Raw genomic sequence first — 15,217 nt, forward strand, 5'->3', positions numbered from 1 at the left:
GGGGCCCGGGGGCCCGGGGGCAGCGCCCCCGCAACGGCGCCGCAGAAAGCAGGCACCCAGCCAACCCGGACCCCACAGGCCCACACAGCCCGCCACCCATCCCAGCCCCGTCGGCGTTTGAGGCGAGGGCAGGGCAATTTCAGCCCCGCCGGCGTTTGAGGCGCGGGGGCTCGGGGGCAGCGCCCCCGCAGCGGCGCCGCAGGCGGAGGGGCCCAGCCGAGCCGCGCCGGGGATTGCGGCGGTGGGTCAGTGGATCTGGGTGACCACCACGTCGAGGGACCACGGCTTGCCCGGCTTCGCCGGAGCCTCGGCCTCGACCGCGTACGACAGGTCCCGCAGGGCCGTCACCAGCTCCGCCGGGGACGCGGGGGCCGCCCCCGCGAGCAGCAGGTCCCGGACCAGCCGCCCCTTGGTCGCCTTGTTGAAGTGGCTCACCACCGACCGCTTCTCCACCCCGTCCACCACCTGCGCGTGCAGCACCCGCACCGTAGCCGTCCGCCCCGCCACCTCCCCCTTCGGCTTCCACGCCGACGCGTACGCCGACGACCGCAGGTCCAGGACCAGCCCCTCCCCCGCCGCCTCCGGCATGACCGAGGCCATCGGCCCCCGCCAGTACGCCCCGAGCGCCCCCAGCCCCGGCAGTTTCACGCCCATCGAGCAGCGGTACGACGGGATCCGGTCGGTGATCCGCACCGCACCCCACAGCCCCGAGAAGACCAGCAGCGCGTCCTCGGCGGCCGCGCGCGCCGCCGGCGTCAGGTCGGCGAGGCCCAGGGCGTCGTACAGCACCCCGGTGTAGATCTCCCCCGCCGGCCGGGCCACCGCCGAGCGCAGCTCCACGTTCTTCGCGACCTCGCCCCGCAGCCCCTCGCTCAGGCCGAGCACCTCGCGCGCCTTGAGCTCGTCCGCCGCGCACAGCTCGACCAGCTCGTCCAGGACCGCCGCGCGCGCCGCGGCCAGGCCGGGCAGCGACAGCGCCTCCGGCTTCAGGGGTGCGCCGGAGCCGCCGGCGGCCTTTCCTTCGGACGGCGGCAGCAGCACGAGCACGGTGGTTCTCCTTCAATACGACACGGCGCGGGGGATGCGGGCCCCCGAGCCAGGGTAGACGGCCCGCGGATCCTGCCCGGCCCCACGAGCCGAACCGGCCGAACCGCCCGAACCGCGCACATCGCGCGGCCAGGGCCTACGCTCGGATCCATGCCACGCCGTCACATGCACATGACCGGCGCAGACGGGGCTGCCCTGCGGGCCGCGCTGCGTGTACTGCGGACGAAGCTGGACGTGCCGGAGGAGTTCCCGGCCGAGGTGCTCGCCGAGGCCGAGCGTGCCGCCGGGGCGCCCCGCCTGCCCGAGGCCGACGCCACCGACCTCCCCTTCTTCACCGTGGATCCCCCCACCTCCGTCGACCTCGACCAGGCCATGCACCTGGCGAAACGATCCTCCGGCGGCTACCGCATCCACTACGCCATCGCCGACGTCGCCGCCTTCGTCACCCCCGGCGGCCCCCTCGACGCGGAGGCCCACCGCCGCGTCACCACCCTCTACTTCCCCGACGGGAAGGTCCCGCTGCACCCGGCCGTGCTCTCGGAGGGCGCGGCCAGCCTGCTGCCGGACCAGACCCGCCCCGCGCTGCTGTGGCGGCTCGACCTCGACGCCGAAGGCCGGGTCGAGACCACCGAAGTGCGCCGCGCCCTGGTCCGCAGCCGGGCCAAGCTCGACTACGAGGGCGTCCAGAAGGCCATCGACACCGGCACCGCGGAGGAGCCCCTCGCCCTCCTCAAGGACATCGGCCGGCTCCGCGAGGCCCTCGAAGTGGAACGCGGCGGCATCTCGCTGAACGTGCCCGAGCAGGTGGTCGTCGCGCACGACGGCACCTACTCCCTCGGCTACCGCGCCCCGCTGCCCGCCGACGGCTGGAACGCCCAGATCTCCCTCATGACCGGCATGGCCGCGGCCGACCTGATGCTGGCCGCCGGGACCGGCATCCTGCGCACCCTCCCCACCGCCCCCGACGGCGCCGTCGGCAAGCTGCGCCGGACCGCGAAGGCCCTGCGGATCGACTGGCCGCACCACGTCCCGTACGCCGAACTCGTGCGCTCCCTCGACCCGCAGCGCCCCGCCCACGCCGCCTTCCTCCAGGAGTGCACGGCCCTGCTGCGCGGCGCCGGCTACACCGTCTTCACCGGCGGCGAGCGCCCCGACCCGGCGATCCACTCCGCGGTGGCGGCCCCGTACGCGCACACGACCGCTCCGCTGCGCAGGCTCGTCGACCGGTACACCGGCGAGCTGTGCGTGGCGGCCGTCGCCGGGAGCGAGCCCCCCGAGTGGGCGGTGGCGGCGCTGGCGGCGCTCCCGCAGGAGATGGCGGGCGGCACCCGGCTGGCCAACACGGCCGAGCGGGAGTCCGTGGACCTCGTCGAGGCGGCCGTGCTCCAGGACCGCGTCGGGGAGACCTTCGAGGCCACGGTCGTCGACGTCAAGGACCGGGAGCCGCTGGTGGGCACGGTCCACCTGGAGGACCCGGCGGTGGTCGGCCGGGTCGAGTCCGCGCTGCAGGAGCTGCCGCTGGGCGGCCGCATCCGGGTCCGGCTGACACAGGCGGACCCGGGCACGGCGAAGGTGCTGTTCGCCACGGTGTGAGCCGGTGGCCCGGTACGGATCTTCGGCCCGGCCGTTCTCAGGCCGGCCGGCGCAGGGCGCCGACCAGCGCGCGCGGGTCGTCGGCATGGAAGCGGATGGTCCGCGCCTCTCCCCGGGCCCCGAGCGGGCGGGTGAAGGGAAGCGGGCGGGCCAGCTCCAGGGTCACCGTGGTCTGGCTGCCCACGATCAGGTCGAGCACCCCGTCCTCGGAGACGGTGACCAGCCGGCCCTCGGGGTAGCGGCGGTCGACGCGGACCGAGGCCACCGCATCCGGCGGCACGACGAGGTCGAAGAGGGCCCCGTAGCGGATCCGCAGGGAGCCGTCGGGGCGGACCACGTGCGGCCGGGTGACGCAGGCGGCGTGCAGCGCGAGTACGAGCAGGATCCCGTAGAGGTCGAGCACGAGCACCACCCGGTGGACCGCGGGCCAGGGGACGAGGAAGGCCAGGGCGACCGTCTCGACCACCGACACGAAGAGCATTCCGTACATGAGGGCCGTCTGCGGTCCGGTGTATCCGGCGGCGAGGTCCCCGGCCCGGACCCCGTGCTTGCGCCGCAGCACCCACCAGCCGAGGGAGGCGGTGGCGCGCAGCTCGTGCCGCATCAGCCGCCGCACCTGGACCGGGACGACCGTGTGTACGGCCGCCCACCAGGCCTCCCGCGGCTTCGCTCCGCGGGCCCGGGCGGCGACGTACAGCGCGCGCAGCACCCGGGCCTCCAGCAGCAGCACGGCGAGCACCAGGACCTCGGATGCCGCCACCGCCCACGCGGGGAGCCGCACCCCGGCGACCAGGCAGCAGGCCACCGCCAGTTCCCCGGGTACGACGGCGACGGCGGCCATGCGCGCCACCCGCACCCCGCTCATCCCCGGCCCCTTTCCATGAACGCCTCCATGACCCGGCGTACGACTTCCGCCTGCGCGGGGGCGTACTCGGCGAGCAGCGCCTCCTTGAACCCGGCCGCGACCGCGCCCTCGGCGGGGACCGCCGCGAACACCTCATCGGGGACGGCGGCCACCAGCTCGGCGGCCAGCACCGGGATCCGCGGGTCGTCGGCGGGGGCGGCGGCCAGCTCGTCGAGCCGCTCGTACAGCGCGAGCAGGGCCGGATCGGCGGCCAGCGGCCCGAGCGCGGCGTAGAGCCGCTGCCCGCCGGGGCCCGAGCCGTCGACCAGCGTCAGGTGCTCGCGGTCCATCGCGGCACTCGGCGATGCGGTCGGCGGTGCCTTGGCGAGCAGTGCGGCGAGCGCCGGCGAGACCGGCTCGGTCTCGCCGGGCGGCGCGGCCCGCAGGACGGCGAGCCGCCGGCGGCGCTCGGCGATCCCGGCCTCCTGGCGGGCCAGGTCGGCGTCGAGCTCTTCCAGTACGTCGGCCAGTTCGCGCCCGGCGTCGTCCGCGAGGGCGTCGCGCACCTCGTCGAGGCTGAGCCCGAGCTCGGTGAGCCGCCGTACGCGCGCCAGCAGCACGGCATCGCGGACGCTGTAGGCCCGGTAGCCGTTGGGGCGCCGCTCGGGCTCCGGGAGCAGCCCGACATGGTGGTAGTGCCGGATCGCCCGGGCTGTGACCCCGACGAGCGCGGCGATCTCTCCGATCCGCATGGGCCCAGTAGAAACCCTGTCGCTGCGTCAAGGTCAAGCGAGGGCATCGCCACGGGTAACATGTCCACCACGGCAGACGAGTCGGCCGGACGGCCGCGTCGGGATCCTCGGATCCCGCCGAGGAACGTCCGGGCTCCACAGGGCAGGGTGGTGGGTAACGCCCACCCGGGGTAACCCGCGGGACAGTGCCACAGAAAACAGACCGCCGGGGGCCTTGGCCCTCGGTAAGGGTGAAACGGTGGTGTAAGAGACCACCAGCGCCTGAGGTGACTCAGGCGGCTAGGTAAACCCCACCCGGAGCAAGGTCAAGAGGATCCGTCCCCGGACGGATCTGCGCGAACGCTTGAGGGCTGCCCGCCCGAGTTCGCGGGTAGACCGCACGAGGCCGGCGGCAACGCCGGTCCTAGATGGATGGCCGTCTCCCCGGCGACCGCGAGGTCACCGGGTGACAGAACCCGGCGTACAGGCCGGCTCGTCTGCCGCCTCCACTCCGTTCGGGGTGGAGAGCCGATCCCCGCTACTGCGCCGGGATGGCCCACTTCTGCGGCGCGGGGAGCGAATCCGGAGCGTAGACCGCCGTCTGGGGCCGCTGGCCCTTGGCCACGGCGAACGCGATCTTCCCCCGCAGGCAGTCCCCCGCTCCGAGCTTGGCGTCCATGGGGAACGCCGGGCCGGGAAGCGTCTGGGGGGCGTAGGCGGACGTGGCACGGGCCCCGTCGGCCATCGCGAGCTGCCACACCCGGTCGCTGGGCTGGATGTTTCCCTTCACCGAGCAGATCTTCACTTCGAGCTGGGCCCATTCGTCACCGGGACTGCCGGCTCCGACCTCCGAGGGCTTCGAGTCGGCGGTGACGGGCTGGGTGTAGGACAGCGCTGCGACGCTGACGCCGACCTCTCCCTGGCCCGGTACGGTGCCGTCGAAGGTGAAGGTGTCACCGAGGGCCATCGGCCCCGACGCGGGCGTGGCGGTCGGCGACGGGGAGCTCACGGGCGCGGGTTCTGCCGCCTTGGACGTGCTGGACGTCGGCCCTGGCTTGCCGGAGCCCGAGCACGCCGTCAGCGATAGGAAAAACGCGGCGGCCACGGCCAGAGCGGTGGTCTTCTTCATAGGTGGTGTCCCCTCCCGTTCGGGCGCGGCGGCGGCGCCCTGAGCGATCGTCATGCGCCGCGACGCGGAGCACGAGCGCGCTCAAGGTACACACGACGGCAAAACCTGCCACGCGGTGTACGCGGAGTGAGACGGGGATCGCAGGACCGAGCCGCGCGGGAACCGGGCCGAGGCGAGCCACCGCCCCGGCCCGGCCAGGGCTATCGCAGGTGGGACGTGTCGTTCAGGAGGCGGACCGAGGCGTTGCCGTCCGCGTAGTAGGCCACCGCCGAGAGGGAGGCCGCGGAGAGTTCCATGCGGAACAGGGACTCCGGCGGGGCGCCCAGGGCCAGGCGGACCAGGATCTTCACCGGCGTCACGTGGGTGACCAGGAGGACCGTGCGGCCCGCGTGGGCGGCCAGCAGGCGGTCGCGGGTGGCGGAGATCCGGCGGGTGGCGGCCGTGAAGCTCTCGCCGCCGCCGGTGGGGGCGGCCTTCGGGGAGTCCAGCCAGGCCTGGAGGTCGTCCGGGAAGCGCTCCCGCACCTCGCCGAAGGTCAGCCCCTCCCAGGCGCCGAAGTCCACCTCGCGCAGGCCCTCTTCGACCGTGACCGTGAGGCCGAGGCGGTCGGCGACGGCCTGGGCGGTCTCGCGGCAGCGGCGCAGCGGGGAGCTGATGACCGTCTGGATCGTGCCGCGGGCGGCCAGCGCCTCGGCGACCGCGGACGCCTGGCGGCGGCCGGCCGGGGACAGCTCGGGGTCGGAGCCGCCGCTGCCGGAGAAGCGCTTCTGCGGGGTGAGGGCGGTCTCCCCGTGCCGCAGCAGCACGAAGGTGGCGGGGGTCCCCATGTCGGGGCCCCAGCCCTGGCCGCCCGCGGGGGGTGTGGCCGTCTGGGCGGGAACGGCCTGGCCCGGCTCGGGCGCCGGGGACGGGATGGATCCCGCCGCGGCGGGGTCGGGCTCCGCGAACAGGGTGTCGGCCCCCGCCTCCGCGGCTTCCGGTGCACGGGACGGCGTACGGGAAGAAGGGCGGGCGCCGGCTTCCGCTTCCGCTTCCGCTTCCGCTTCCGTTTCCGTTTCCGCGAGCAGGCCGCCGGTTCGCGTGGCCGTGTCGGCGGCGAGGGCGGCGCGTACGGCCGCGGCGCCCTTCGCCGCGTCCCCCGGAGGGCCCGACGGCGGGGCGGCCAGGGCGCGGGCCGCCGAGGTGTCCAGGGCGGCCGTGGAGTTTGACGGCTCCCACTGCCGGCCGCGCTTGCCCGCGTCCATCGCCTCGTTGGCGAGCCGGTCCGCGTGCTTGTTCCGCTCACGCGGGATCCACTCGTACGTCACCTGCGAGGCGGGCAGGATCCGGGCCGCCTCCGCCGCCAGCGGCTTCATGTCCGGGTGCTTGATCTTCCAGCGGCCCGACATCTGCTCGACGACCAGTTTGGAGTCCATCCGGACCTGGACGCGCGCGTCCGGGGCCAGGTCCCGGGCGGCCTTGAGGCCGGCGATCAGGCCTTTGTACTCCGCCACGTTGTTCGTCGCGACGCCGATGTACTCGGCGCGCTCGGCCAGCGTCTCGCCCGTCGCCGGGTCGAGGACCACCGCGCCGTAGCCGGCGGGCCCCGGGTTGCCCCGGGAACCGCCGTCCGCCTCCACGACGAACCCGACAAACCTCTGCATCAGATGCCCGAGTCCGCCGTACGCACCAGGATGCGGCCGCAGTTGTCGTGCCGGACGACCTGGTCGCGGGGCGTGGCCTTGATCTCGTTGACCTCGGCCATGTCGAGCTCCAGGCGGCAGCCCTCACAGCGGCGCTGGTACAGGCGCGCGGCGCCGACCCCGCCCTGCTTGACGCGGATCTTCTCGTACAGCGCCATCAGGTCGGCCGGCACCGACGCGACGATGACCTCGCGGTCCTTGGCGATCTTGGCGGCCTCGGCGTCGATCTCGCCGGTGGCGGCGTCGCGGCGCGCGGTGGCGTCCGTCAGCTTGCCCTCCAGGGCGGCGACGCGGTCGGTGAGCTCGGTGACGCGCTCCTGCGCGGCCTCCAGGCGCTCCATGACCTCGAGGACGATGTCCTCCAGGTCGCCCTGCCGCTTGGCGAGGGAGACGACCTCGCTCTGGAGGTTCGCCACGTCCCGGGCCGAGATGCCGACGCCGGAGTCGAGCCGCTGCTGGTCGCGGGTGGCGCGCTGGCGCACCTGGTCCACGTCCTGCTCCGCCTTGGTCTGTTCGCGGGCGGCGTCGCTCGCCTGCGTCTGGGCCGCAACGAGCAGGTCGCGCTGCTGCGACAGGTCCTTGGCCAGGGAGTCGACCTCGGCGTGCTCGGGCAGTGACTCGCGCTTGTAGACGAGCTGAGACAGCCGGACGTCCAGGGCCTGGATGTCGAGAAGTCGGATCTGGTCGGCGGGCTCGGCGTTCAGTTGGGGGCTCCAGAGGTAGAAGGGGGTGTGACGGACGGCGCGTGGGCCGTCCACGGGTCGGTGACCGTGCGCGAGACGTAGGTCCGCAGACCCCAGCCGTGGCGCTCGGAGATCGCGTCGAGCTGCGCGGCGGCCTGCTCGCACCAGGGCCACTCGGTGGCCCAGTGCGCGGCGTCGACGAGGGCCAGCGGGCTCTGCTCGCGGGCCTCGGACACCGGGTGGTGGCGCAGGTCGGCGGTCAGGAAGGCGTCCACGCCGGCGGCCCTGACCTGGTCGAAGAGGCTGTCGCCGGAGCCGCCGCTGACGGCGACGGTACGGATGACCGCGTCCGGGTCGCCCGCCACGCGGATGCCCTGCGCGGTCTGCGGCAGCCGGGCGGCGGCGCGGGCGGCGAATTCGCGCAGGGTCTCGGGGTGGTCCAGCACGCAGATCCGGCCGAGGCCGCGGCGGCCCTCCGGGTCGGTGGGGTCGGGCACCAGCGGGCCGGTGATCCGCAGGTCGAGGGCGCCGGCGAGGGCGTCGGAGACTCCGGGGTCGGCGGTGTCGGCGTTGGTGTGGGCCACGTGCAGCGCGATGTCGTTCTTGATCAGCGTGTGCACGACGCGGCCCTTGAAGGTGCCCGCCTCGACGGTGGTGGTGCCGCGGAGATAGAGGGGGTGGTGGGTGACGATCAGGTCGGCGCCCAGCTTCACCGCCTCGTCGGCGATCTCCTGGACGGGGTCCACGGCGAACAGGACCCGGGAGACCTCGGCGTCGGGGTCGCCGCAGACGGTTCCGACGGCATCCCACTGCTCGGCCCGCGAGGGGGGCCAGAGAGCGTCCAGCGCGGCGATGACTTCAGAGAGACGGGGCACGGGCCAAGGCTACCGTCCGTGGCGGCCGTCCCCGCCAGGAGAACCGGGCTCCTGTCGGGAGAGCCGGGGGAAGCCGGACGCCGGGCCCGGACGAAGGGCGCGCCGGGGCCGGGGCGGAAGTCTCGCACAGCACAACCGCCACCTCCCCCACAGGCGAATCGGGAGGTGGACACCCGTACGTGTGAAGCGTGCTGGGGGGTCTTGTTCGGCTCGAAGTGCGAAAACTAGCTTCGCCCCGGAGGTGACGGCCGGATGACTGTCTGTGCCATCAAGATGACGACCACGGCCCCGTTCACGATCGCCGCGGACGGGTCGTACGCCGCCCGGCTCGCCGGGGAAGGAGAGTTGCGCTTCGCGGAGCGCTGGACCCTGGCCGGCCCCGAGCCGTACGCGGTGCCGCTGCCGCTCGCGCAGCCCGAGGAGGCCGACAGCGAGGTGCTGCCGCTGGCCGACGGGCGGGTGCTGATCCACCGGCGGGTGGCGGACCGGCACGCCTTCGCGCTGCTGTACCCGACGGGCGGCGCCGCGGCCGGGCCGCGCACCGGTGAGCTCCCGCTGGGCTCGGTGGCGGCGCCGGAGGGCGCCGGGAAGGACGGGGCCGGGGAGGACGGAGCCGGGAAGGAGGGGGCCGGGAAGGACGGAGCCGGGAAGGACGGGGCCGGGAAGGACGGAGCCGGGAAGGACGGGGCCGGGAAGGAGCCGCGGGTCCGCCTGCTGCCGCCGTCCCCGGACGGACGCGGCGCCTTCGCCCTGGCCGTGGGGGATACCGCGACGACCGTCTGGCAGGTGGCCGGGGGAGCTTTCGGGCCGGTCGCCCGGATCCCGGGCCGCTGCTCCGGCGGCGTCTGGCTGGACCGCACGGGCCGGATGCTGGCCCTGGACCGGGAACTGGACGGCATCACCAAGGCCGTCGCCGTGGACCTCGGACGCGGCGGCGAGGTCTCCCCGCTGCTCCAGATCGCCGAGGACAGCGACGACCGGCTCCTCCTGGCCGACCCGGACAGCGGTCTGCTGCTGCTCCGCTCCGACGCGCCCGGGGAATCGCGCCTGGGATGGGGCGTGTTGGGCAGCTCCCTGCCGGTCCGCTTCCCGGAGTGCCTGCGGCTGGAGGACGCGACCCCGTTCGCCGTCCAGCCGGGCCAGGCCCTGATGCCGGAGACCTGCGGGGTCGCGTTCCGGTCGGCCGACGGCGGTATCGTCCTGTGGCGCCCCGCCGACCGGCACGTCTTCCGGCTTCCCGCACCCGCGGGCTGGCTCGGCGGTGCGGGCCTGTGGAGCCCCGAGGGCCGCCTGCACCTCCCGTACACGACCCCCGAAGTCCCCTGCGGGATCGTCGGGCTGACCCTGCCGGTCTCCCCTCCCCCGCCGGTCCGCCTGGACCCGCCGCCGCCGGCCCGGGCGCCGCGCCCCGTACCGCTCCAGCAGGCGCCGCTCAGTCGTGCTTGAGGCCCAGGACCTCCGTCGCGGCGAAGGTCTCGTTCGCCGGGCGGGAGTCGTAGTGCGGGGTCAGGAGCCCGTCGAGCTCCTCGTACGAGAAGGCCTCCTTGGCCGTGTCGAACTTGGCCGCCACACGCGGGCGTTCCATCACGGCCACGATCCCGCCGTGCACGACGAACAGCTGCCCGTTGGCCTTGGCCGAGGCGGGTGAGGCCAGGTAGCCGACGAGCGGGGAGACGTGCTCGGGAGCCAGCGGGTCCAGCTTGCCCTCCTCCGGGACCTGGAAGCCCGCGAAGACGTCCTCGGTCATGCGGGTGCGGGCCCGCGGGCAGATGGCGTTGGCCGTCACCCCGTACTTCGCCAGGGCCAGGGCGGTCGAGGTGGTCAGGCCCACGATGCCGCCCTTGGCGGCCGCGTAGTTCGGCTGGCCGGCCGAGCCGCCCAGGAAGGCCTCGGAGGAGGTGTTGACGATCCGGCCGTAGACCGGGCCGCCCGCCGCCTTCGACCGCTCGCGCCAGTGCACGGAGGCGAAGTGGGTGGTGTTGAAGTGGCCCTTGAGGTGGACCCGGATCACCGAGTCCCATTCCGCCTCCGACATGGAGAAGATCATCCGGTCGCGCAGGATGCCCGCGTTGTTGACCAGGATGTCGAGCTTCCCGAAGCTGCTCACCGCCAGGTCGACCAGCTCGCGCGCCTGCTCGGAGTCGGCCACGTCGCCGAGGTGCGCGACCGCCCGGCCGCCCGCGGCGCGGAGCTCCTCGGCCACCTCCTCGGCCGGCGCGGCCGAGGCCTCCCCGGAGCCGTCCCGTCCGGGCTGCCCGAAGTCGTTGACGACCACGCTCGCGCCGAGCCGCGCGAGCTCGATCGCCTCGGCCCGGCCGAGCCCGCGGCCCGCGCCCGTGACGATGGCGGAAAGTCCCTCAAGTGGCAGTGACATCCGTACGGTTCCTCTCGGAGCTGGTCGGCGGGGCGTCAGAGTTCGATGCAGGTGCGCAGGGCGACGCCCGTGCGCATCTGGTCGAGGGCGTCGTTGATCTCGGCCAGGTGCACCCGGTGGGTGATCAGGTTCGCCAGGTCGATCCGGCCGGCCCGCCACAGCGCGATGGTGCGCTCGTAGGAGCGGAGCACGTCCCCGCCCCCGTACATCGAGGGCAGGATCTTCTTCTCGTCGAAGAACAGCGAGAACATGTTGACCTGGAAGTTGTCGTCGAGGGCGCCGGCGCCGACCACGACGACCGAGCCGCCGCGCCGCGTCATCTCGTACGCCTTGTGCGCGGTCGCGGACTTGCCGACGACCTCGAAGACGTAGTCGAAGCCCTCGCCGGCCGTGATCCGGTTCTTGGCGTCGGCGAACTCCTCCGGGGAGACCGCCTCGGTGGCGCCGAACCGCAGCGCCGCCTCGCGCCGCGAGGCCACCGGGTCCACGGCGATGATCTGCGCCGCGCCCTGGACCTTGGCGCCCTGGATGACGGATATGCCGACGCCGCCGCAGCCGATGACGGCGACCGAGGAACCGGCTTCCACCTTGGCGGTGTTGATGGCCGCGCCGAGTCCGGTGGTGACGCCGCAGCCGATGAGCGCCGCGATGTCGAAGGGCAGGTCGTCGGGGATCGGGATGGCGCAGGCGGCCGGGACGACCATCTCCTCGGAGAAGGTGCCGGTGCCGGCGAAGCCGAAGATCTCGGTGCCCGCCCGCTTGAAGTTGGGGGTGGCGACGTTCCCGAAGGCCTCCAGGCACAGGTGGCCCTGGCCGCGCCTGCAGGAGGGGCAGTGGCCGCACGGCGGCAGCCAGCAGACGAGGACCCGGTCGCCGATCGCGTGGCTGGTGACTCCGTCGCCGATGTCCGTGATCACGCCGGAGCCCTCGTGGCCCGGGATGAAGGGGGCGGGCTGGGGCAGTACGCCGCTCATCGCGGAGAGGTCGGAGTGGCACAGGCCGGTGGCCTTGACGCGGATCCTGACCTTGCCGGGGCCGAAACCCACGGCCTCCATGTCGTCGACGACTTCGAGCTTGTCCTGGCCGATCTCGCTCTGCAGTGCTGCGCGCACGGTGCGGCTCCTTGGGGCGTCTGTGGATGCTACGAGTGTTCGACGACGGTGTCGGCGAGGACGGGCGCGTCGTCCCGTTCGACGGCGGTCACCGACACCAGGACGCGGCCGGTCTCCTGCCACATCCGGATGCGCAGCGTCTCGCCCGGGAAGACGATCCCGGCGAAGCGCGTGCGGTAGGCGCGGACCCGGGACACGTCCCCGCCGAGGGCGGTGTCGACGACGGCCTTGAGGGTCATCCCGTACGAGCACAGGCCGTGCAGGATCGGCTTGTCGAAGCCGGCCAGCTTGGCGAACTCGGGGTCCGCGTGCAGGGGGTTCCAGTCGCCGGAGAGGCGGTAGAGGAGCCCCTGGTCCTCGCGGATGTGCCGCTCCTCGGTGCGGTCGGGGGCCCGCTCGGGCAGTTCCTCCCTGACGGAGGGGCCGCGGTCGCCGCCGAATCCGCCCTCTCCCCGTACGAAGATCTGCGCGTCGCTGGTCCACAGCGGCCCGTCGGCGTCCGCGACCTCGGTGCGCAGCACGATGACGGCCGCCTTGCCCTTGTCGTAGAGGGCGGCGATCTTGGCGGTGGAGGTGGCGCTGCCCTTGACGGGAATGGGCCGGTGCAGCTCGATGGACTGGCCGCCGTGCAGGACGTTGGCGAGGTTGATCTCGATCCCGGGGGCGGCGAGCCCGCCCATCATGGCCATGCCGGCGCCGGCGACGGTCGCGAAGCTGGGGAGGACGTGGAGTTGGGACTCCAGGGTGTAGCGCAGCTCGTCGGGGTCGGTGGCCGGGAGTCCGGCGCCGAGGCCGAGGTGGTAGAGCTGGATGTCCTTGTGGTCCCAGCCGATGTCCCCCTGGCGGGGGTCGGCTGCGAGGGCCCTGGCGGCATCGATCGGCATGAGGATGCTGCTCCCTGTCTTTGAAAACGGGGGCCTTGGAAGACCTCGGTGCGGCCGTCCGCACCGTCGGCCGCACCGAGGTCGTATGCGGGTCCGGTTCTAGAACGCGTTCTAGAACCGGCTGGTGAGGAATGTATAACGCACGCCCCAGCACTTGGGAAGGCTCCTGACTTCACGTCAGATCAACTTTCGGCAAGGCGTGTTGCGCGTAGTCCGGGGCGCGTGGCCCGTAGCCTTCGCGGGTGGACGAAATGCCCGTGAACCACCGTCCGACCCGTTCCCTGCGGGTCCTGCTGGACCCGCCCGACGCCGCCCTCGCCCTGCGGCTCGGCCTCCAGCCGGACATCGAGGTGGTGTCCTCGGTCATGGCCCGCCCGGCGGTGGCCCTGGTGGAGGCTTCCGGATCCGTGCCCGCGCTGCTGGCGGAGGATCCGGAGTGCCGGGTGCTGGTCCTGACGGGCTCGGCGCACCCGGGCCTGGCGGCCGCGGTCCTGACGGCGGGCGCGGCGGGCCTGGTCCTGCGCGACGGCCCGATCGAGGACCTGGCGGACGCGATCCGCCGCGCATCCATGGGCGAAACGGTGGTGGACCCCGCCCTCGGCGCTCCTTAGTCCGACCCAACCGGTCTTTCGTGCCGGGAGTTTGCCCGACGGCCGGCCACGCCTCTTCATTTGCCCTGGAAATACAGCAGGGTTCGAAGAAATGGAGAATTCGGTTCGACGGACTGCGGAATCACGGAGCCGACAGTCGCCCGGGTCCGGTTCACCGCCCGCTCCAACCGCACCTCGGAAACCACCGCGGCCGGCGCCACCAGAGCGGCCTGCCCGACCTCGGGCGGCACCACCGTCAACCACACCTACGACAGCGCCGACCGCATCACCGACAGCGGCTACACGTACGACGCCTTCGGGCGCACGACGGCCCTTCCGGGCACCACCGTCGGTTACTACAACAACGATCTGGTGCGCCAGCAGACCATCGGTGCCAAGCGCCAGACCTGGCAGCTCGACGCGTCCCTGCGCTTCCGCTCCTGGACGGTGGAGAGCAACGCCACCGATACGTGGACGCAGACCGCGTCCAAGGTCAACCACTACGCGGCGGACGGCGACAGCCCGAGCTGGATCGTGGAGGGCGCCCAGGGGGGCGGCATCACCCGCATCGTAAGCTCGGCCGCCGGCGACTTCGCCGCGACCACCAACGCCACGGGCGCCACGGTGCTCCAGCTGACGAACATTCACGGTGACGTGGCCCTCCAGCTCCCGCTGAACACCACCCAGGCGCCCGTGGCGCTGGAGACCGACGAGTACGGCAACCGTTCCTCATCAGTGAGCAGGAGTGGGTCTTGGACCCATTCCTGGTCGCTGCGGACATCCCGAACGGTTTTGGATGTCCTGGTCTGCCGCGTTCGCTCCGCGTCCGGCGACACGGATCGTGTCCGTGGTCCGGGGATGTGGGGGCGGGGTTCCTCACGCCCAAGGGTGCCCGGTTCGGCCTGGACGGTCCGATGCCCGCGACGATCGCTCTCGTCGTGGGGCGGTGCCGTCCGTCGCCGGATCGGGTGCCCTTGGGCGCGCCTGCCGATCGCGATGCTCGCCGCATCGTGACGGGTGGTGGTGCGAGTGGTGCTGGTAAGGGGCTTCTGCCAGTGCTGGGCGCCCCATTTTGAAGTGTAGGCCGGGTCGACGGCGATGATCGTGATGCCGGTCTGGTCGGCCATGGAGGTCAGGCGGGCACGCAGCTTCCCGGTGGGCATGCCGGAGATCAACTGGCGGAAGCGGCGCCTGCGGCCGTGCTTCTCGCGGGTCTTCTCCGCACCGAAGTCCAGGTCCTCGACCGCGATCGCCGCGACGCCGCAGGTCTTGGCCCAGTGCAGCAGCCGGGTGAGGGCGTGCCGTACCTGGGCGTCACGGTGGTTCGCGCTCCCGGTGAGGTCGTAGAAGAAGCGGCGCCTGAACGTCCACGGCCGCACCTCGGGCGACACGTCCGCGGGATTCCGGGGTGGATGTACAGGAACGGCGCCTACAACACCTGGGGCCGTCTCGCGCAGAAACCTGCGCCGGATCCTCTGGTAAACGCAATTCGAAGGGGTGGTGTGCGGAATTCGCACACCACCCCGTCCTTGCCCCTACGATGGCGCGAACCCCGATACCGGGTGACCCCTGCAGACCGTGAAAGAAACCTTTCCCCACCGGATCAGGCAGGCCGCGATACGGGCCTGGAGCGAGCCGCTTTCCCGTACCTACGTCATACTCCTCGGCTCTGT

General features: G+C 73.2%; 14 protein-coding genes, 1 other RNA gene and 1 pseudogene. 4 read left to right on the forward strand and 12 right to left on the reverse strand.

Features of this window, described 5'->3' with window-relative positions:
* Positions 1-246: 246 nt before the first annotated feature.
* Positions 247-1,047 carry a peroxide stress protein YaaA gene (gene yaaA / locus J7E94_RS16355; protein WP_215016147.1) on the reverse strand — a complete coding sequence of 267 codons (801 nt, stop codon included), beginning with the start codon at positions 1,045-1,047 and terminating at the stop codon, positions 247-249.
* 150 nt (positions 1,048-1,197) lie between these two features.
* Between yaaA and J7E94_RS16360 the strand changes: the two genes are divergently transcribed.
* Positions 1,198-2,640, forward strand: coding sequence for an RNB domain-containing ribonuclease (locus J7E94_RS16360; RefSeq protein WP_215016148.1), 1,443 nt, complete (start codon positions 1,198-1,200; stop codon positions 2,638-2,640).
* 37 nt (positions 2,641-2,677) lie between these two features.
* Here J7E94_RS16360 and J7E94_RS16365 read toward each other — a convergent pair whose 3' ends face one another.
* Together J7E94_RS16365 and J7E94_RS16370 are read right to left on the reverse strand one after the other, a co-directional pair.
* Positions 2,678-3,505: a hypothetical protein gene (locus J7E94_RS16365; protein ID WP_215016149.1), complete on the reverse strand. Its 828-nt coding sequence runs from the start codon at positions 3,503-3,505 to the stop codon at positions 2,678-2,680.
* Positions 3,502-4,236 carry a MerR family transcriptional regulator gene (locus J7E94_RS16370; protein ID WP_215016150.1) on the reverse strand — a complete coding sequence of 245 codons (735 nt, stop codon included), beginning with the start codon at positions 4,234-4,236 and terminating at the stop codon, positions 3,502-3,504. Before J7E94_RS16370 ends, J7E94_RS16365 begins: the two co-directional genes overlap by 4 nt.
* Positions 4,237-4,313: 77 nt before the next feature.
* On the opposite strand from J7E94_RS16370, the gene rnpB reads away from it, so the two are divergent.
* Positions 4,314-4,715, forward strand: an RNA gene (gene rnpB / locus J7E94_RS16375) — RNase P RNA component class A.
* Positions 4,716-4,753: 38 nt separating this feature from the next.
* Here the strand turns inward: rnpB and J7E94_RS16380 are convergent.
* The 4 genes from J7E94_RS16380 to J7E94_RS16395 form a co-directional block, all read right to left on the reverse strand.
* Positions 4,754-5,224 (reverse strand): hypothetical protein, encoded by a 471-nt coding sequence (locus J7E94_RS16380; protein WP_215016152.1) that lies wholly within the window; start codon positions 5,222-5,224, stop codon positions 4,754-4,756.
* Positions 5,225-5,544: 320 nt separating this feature from the next.
* Positions 5,545-6,987, reverse strand: a complete 1,443-nt coding sequence (locus J7E94_RS16385; RefSeq protein ID WP_215016153.1) for a bifunctional RNase H/acid phosphatase — start codon at positions 6,985-6,987, stop codon at positions 5,545-5,547.
* The gene (locus J7E94_RS16390) at positions 6,987-7,730 is read right to left on the reverse strand and encodes a zinc ribbon domain-containing protein (protein ID WP_215016219.1); all 744 of its coding nucleotides are present in this window, start codon (positions 7,728-7,730) and stop codon (positions 6,987-6,989) included. The genes J7E94_RS16385 and J7E94_RS16390 overlap by 1 nt, the downstream gene beginning before the upstream one ends.
* Positions 7,727-8,584, reverse strand: coding sequence for a Nif3-like dinuclear metal center hexameric protein (locus tag J7E94_RS16395; protein WP_215016154.1), 858 nt, complete (start codon positions 8,582-8,584; stop codon positions 7,727-7,729). Before J7E94_RS16395 ends, J7E94_RS16390 begins: the two co-directional genes overlap by 4 nt.
* A gap of 252 nt (positions 8,585-8,836) precedes the next feature.
* Here J7E94_RS16395 and J7E94_RS16400 point away from each other — a divergent pair, with 252 nt between their 5' ends.
* The gene (locus J7E94_RS16400) at positions 8,837-10,030 is read left to right on the forward strand and encodes a hypothetical protein (protein WP_215016155.1); all 1,194 of its coding nucleotides are present in this window, start codon (positions 8,837-8,839) and stop codon (positions 10,028-10,030) included.
* Here J7E94_RS16400 and J7E94_RS16405 read toward each other — a convergent pair.
* Genes J7E94_RS16405 through J7E94_RS16415 form a run of 3 tightly spaced genes read right to left on the reverse strand, consistent with a single transcriptional unit; the run spans position 10,017 to position 12,954 of the window.
* Entirely contained in the window at positions 10,017-10,958 is a 942-nt protein-coding gene (locus J7E94_RS16405; protein WP_215016156.1) for a 3-oxoacyl-ACP reductase, read from the reverse strand. The two genes, J7E94_RS16400 and J7E94_RS16405, sit on opposite strands and share 14 nt — an antisense overlap.
* Before the next feature lie 35 nt (positions 10,959-10,993).
* Complete coding sequence (locus J7E94_RS16410) at positions 10,994-12,070, reverse strand: Zn-dependent alcohol dehydrogenase (protein WP_215016157.1); 1,077 nt, start codon at positions 12,068-12,070, stop codon at positions 10,994-10,996.
* Positions 12,071-12,099: 29 nt separating this feature from the next.
* Positions 12,100-12,954: a MaoC/PaaZ C-terminal domain-containing protein gene (locus tag J7E94_RS16415; protein ID WP_215016158.1), complete on the reverse strand. Its 855-nt coding sequence runs from the start codon at positions 12,952-12,954 to the stop codon at positions 12,100-12,102.
* 251 nt (positions 12,955-13,205) lie between these two features.
* Here J7E94_RS16415 and J7E94_RS16420 point away from each other — a divergent pair, with 251 nt between their 5' ends.
* Positions 13,206-13,565: a DNA-binding response regulator gene (locus J7E94_RS16420; protein ID WP_251056762.1), complete on the forward strand. Its 360-nt coding sequence runs from the start codon at positions 13,206-13,208 to the stop codon at positions 13,563-13,565.
* A 56-nt stretch (positions 13,566-13,621) separates the two neighbouring features.
* Here J7E94_RS16420 and J7E94_RS35945 read toward each other — a convergent pair whose 3' ends face one another.
* Both J7E94_RS35945 and J7E94_RS34600 read right to left on the reverse strand, forming a co-directional pair.
* Positions 13,622-13,798: a hypothetical protein gene (locus tag J7E94_RS35945; RefSeq protein ID WP_374224452.1), complete on the reverse strand. Its 177-nt coding sequence runs from the start codon at positions 13,796-13,798 to the stop codon at positions 13,622-13,624.
* 477 nt (positions 13,799-14,275) lie between these two features.
* Positions 14,276-14,902: pseudogene (locus J7E94_RS34600) on the reverse strand (IS200/IS605 family accessory protein TnpB-related protein); the annotation flags it as partial.
* Between the last annotated feature and the right edge of the window lie 315 nt (positions 14,903-15,217).

Source organism: Streptomyces sp. ISL-94 (genome assembly GCF_018614075.1).
Lineage (GTDB): Bacteria > Actinomycetota > Actinomycetes > Streptomycetales > Streptomycetaceae > Streptomyces.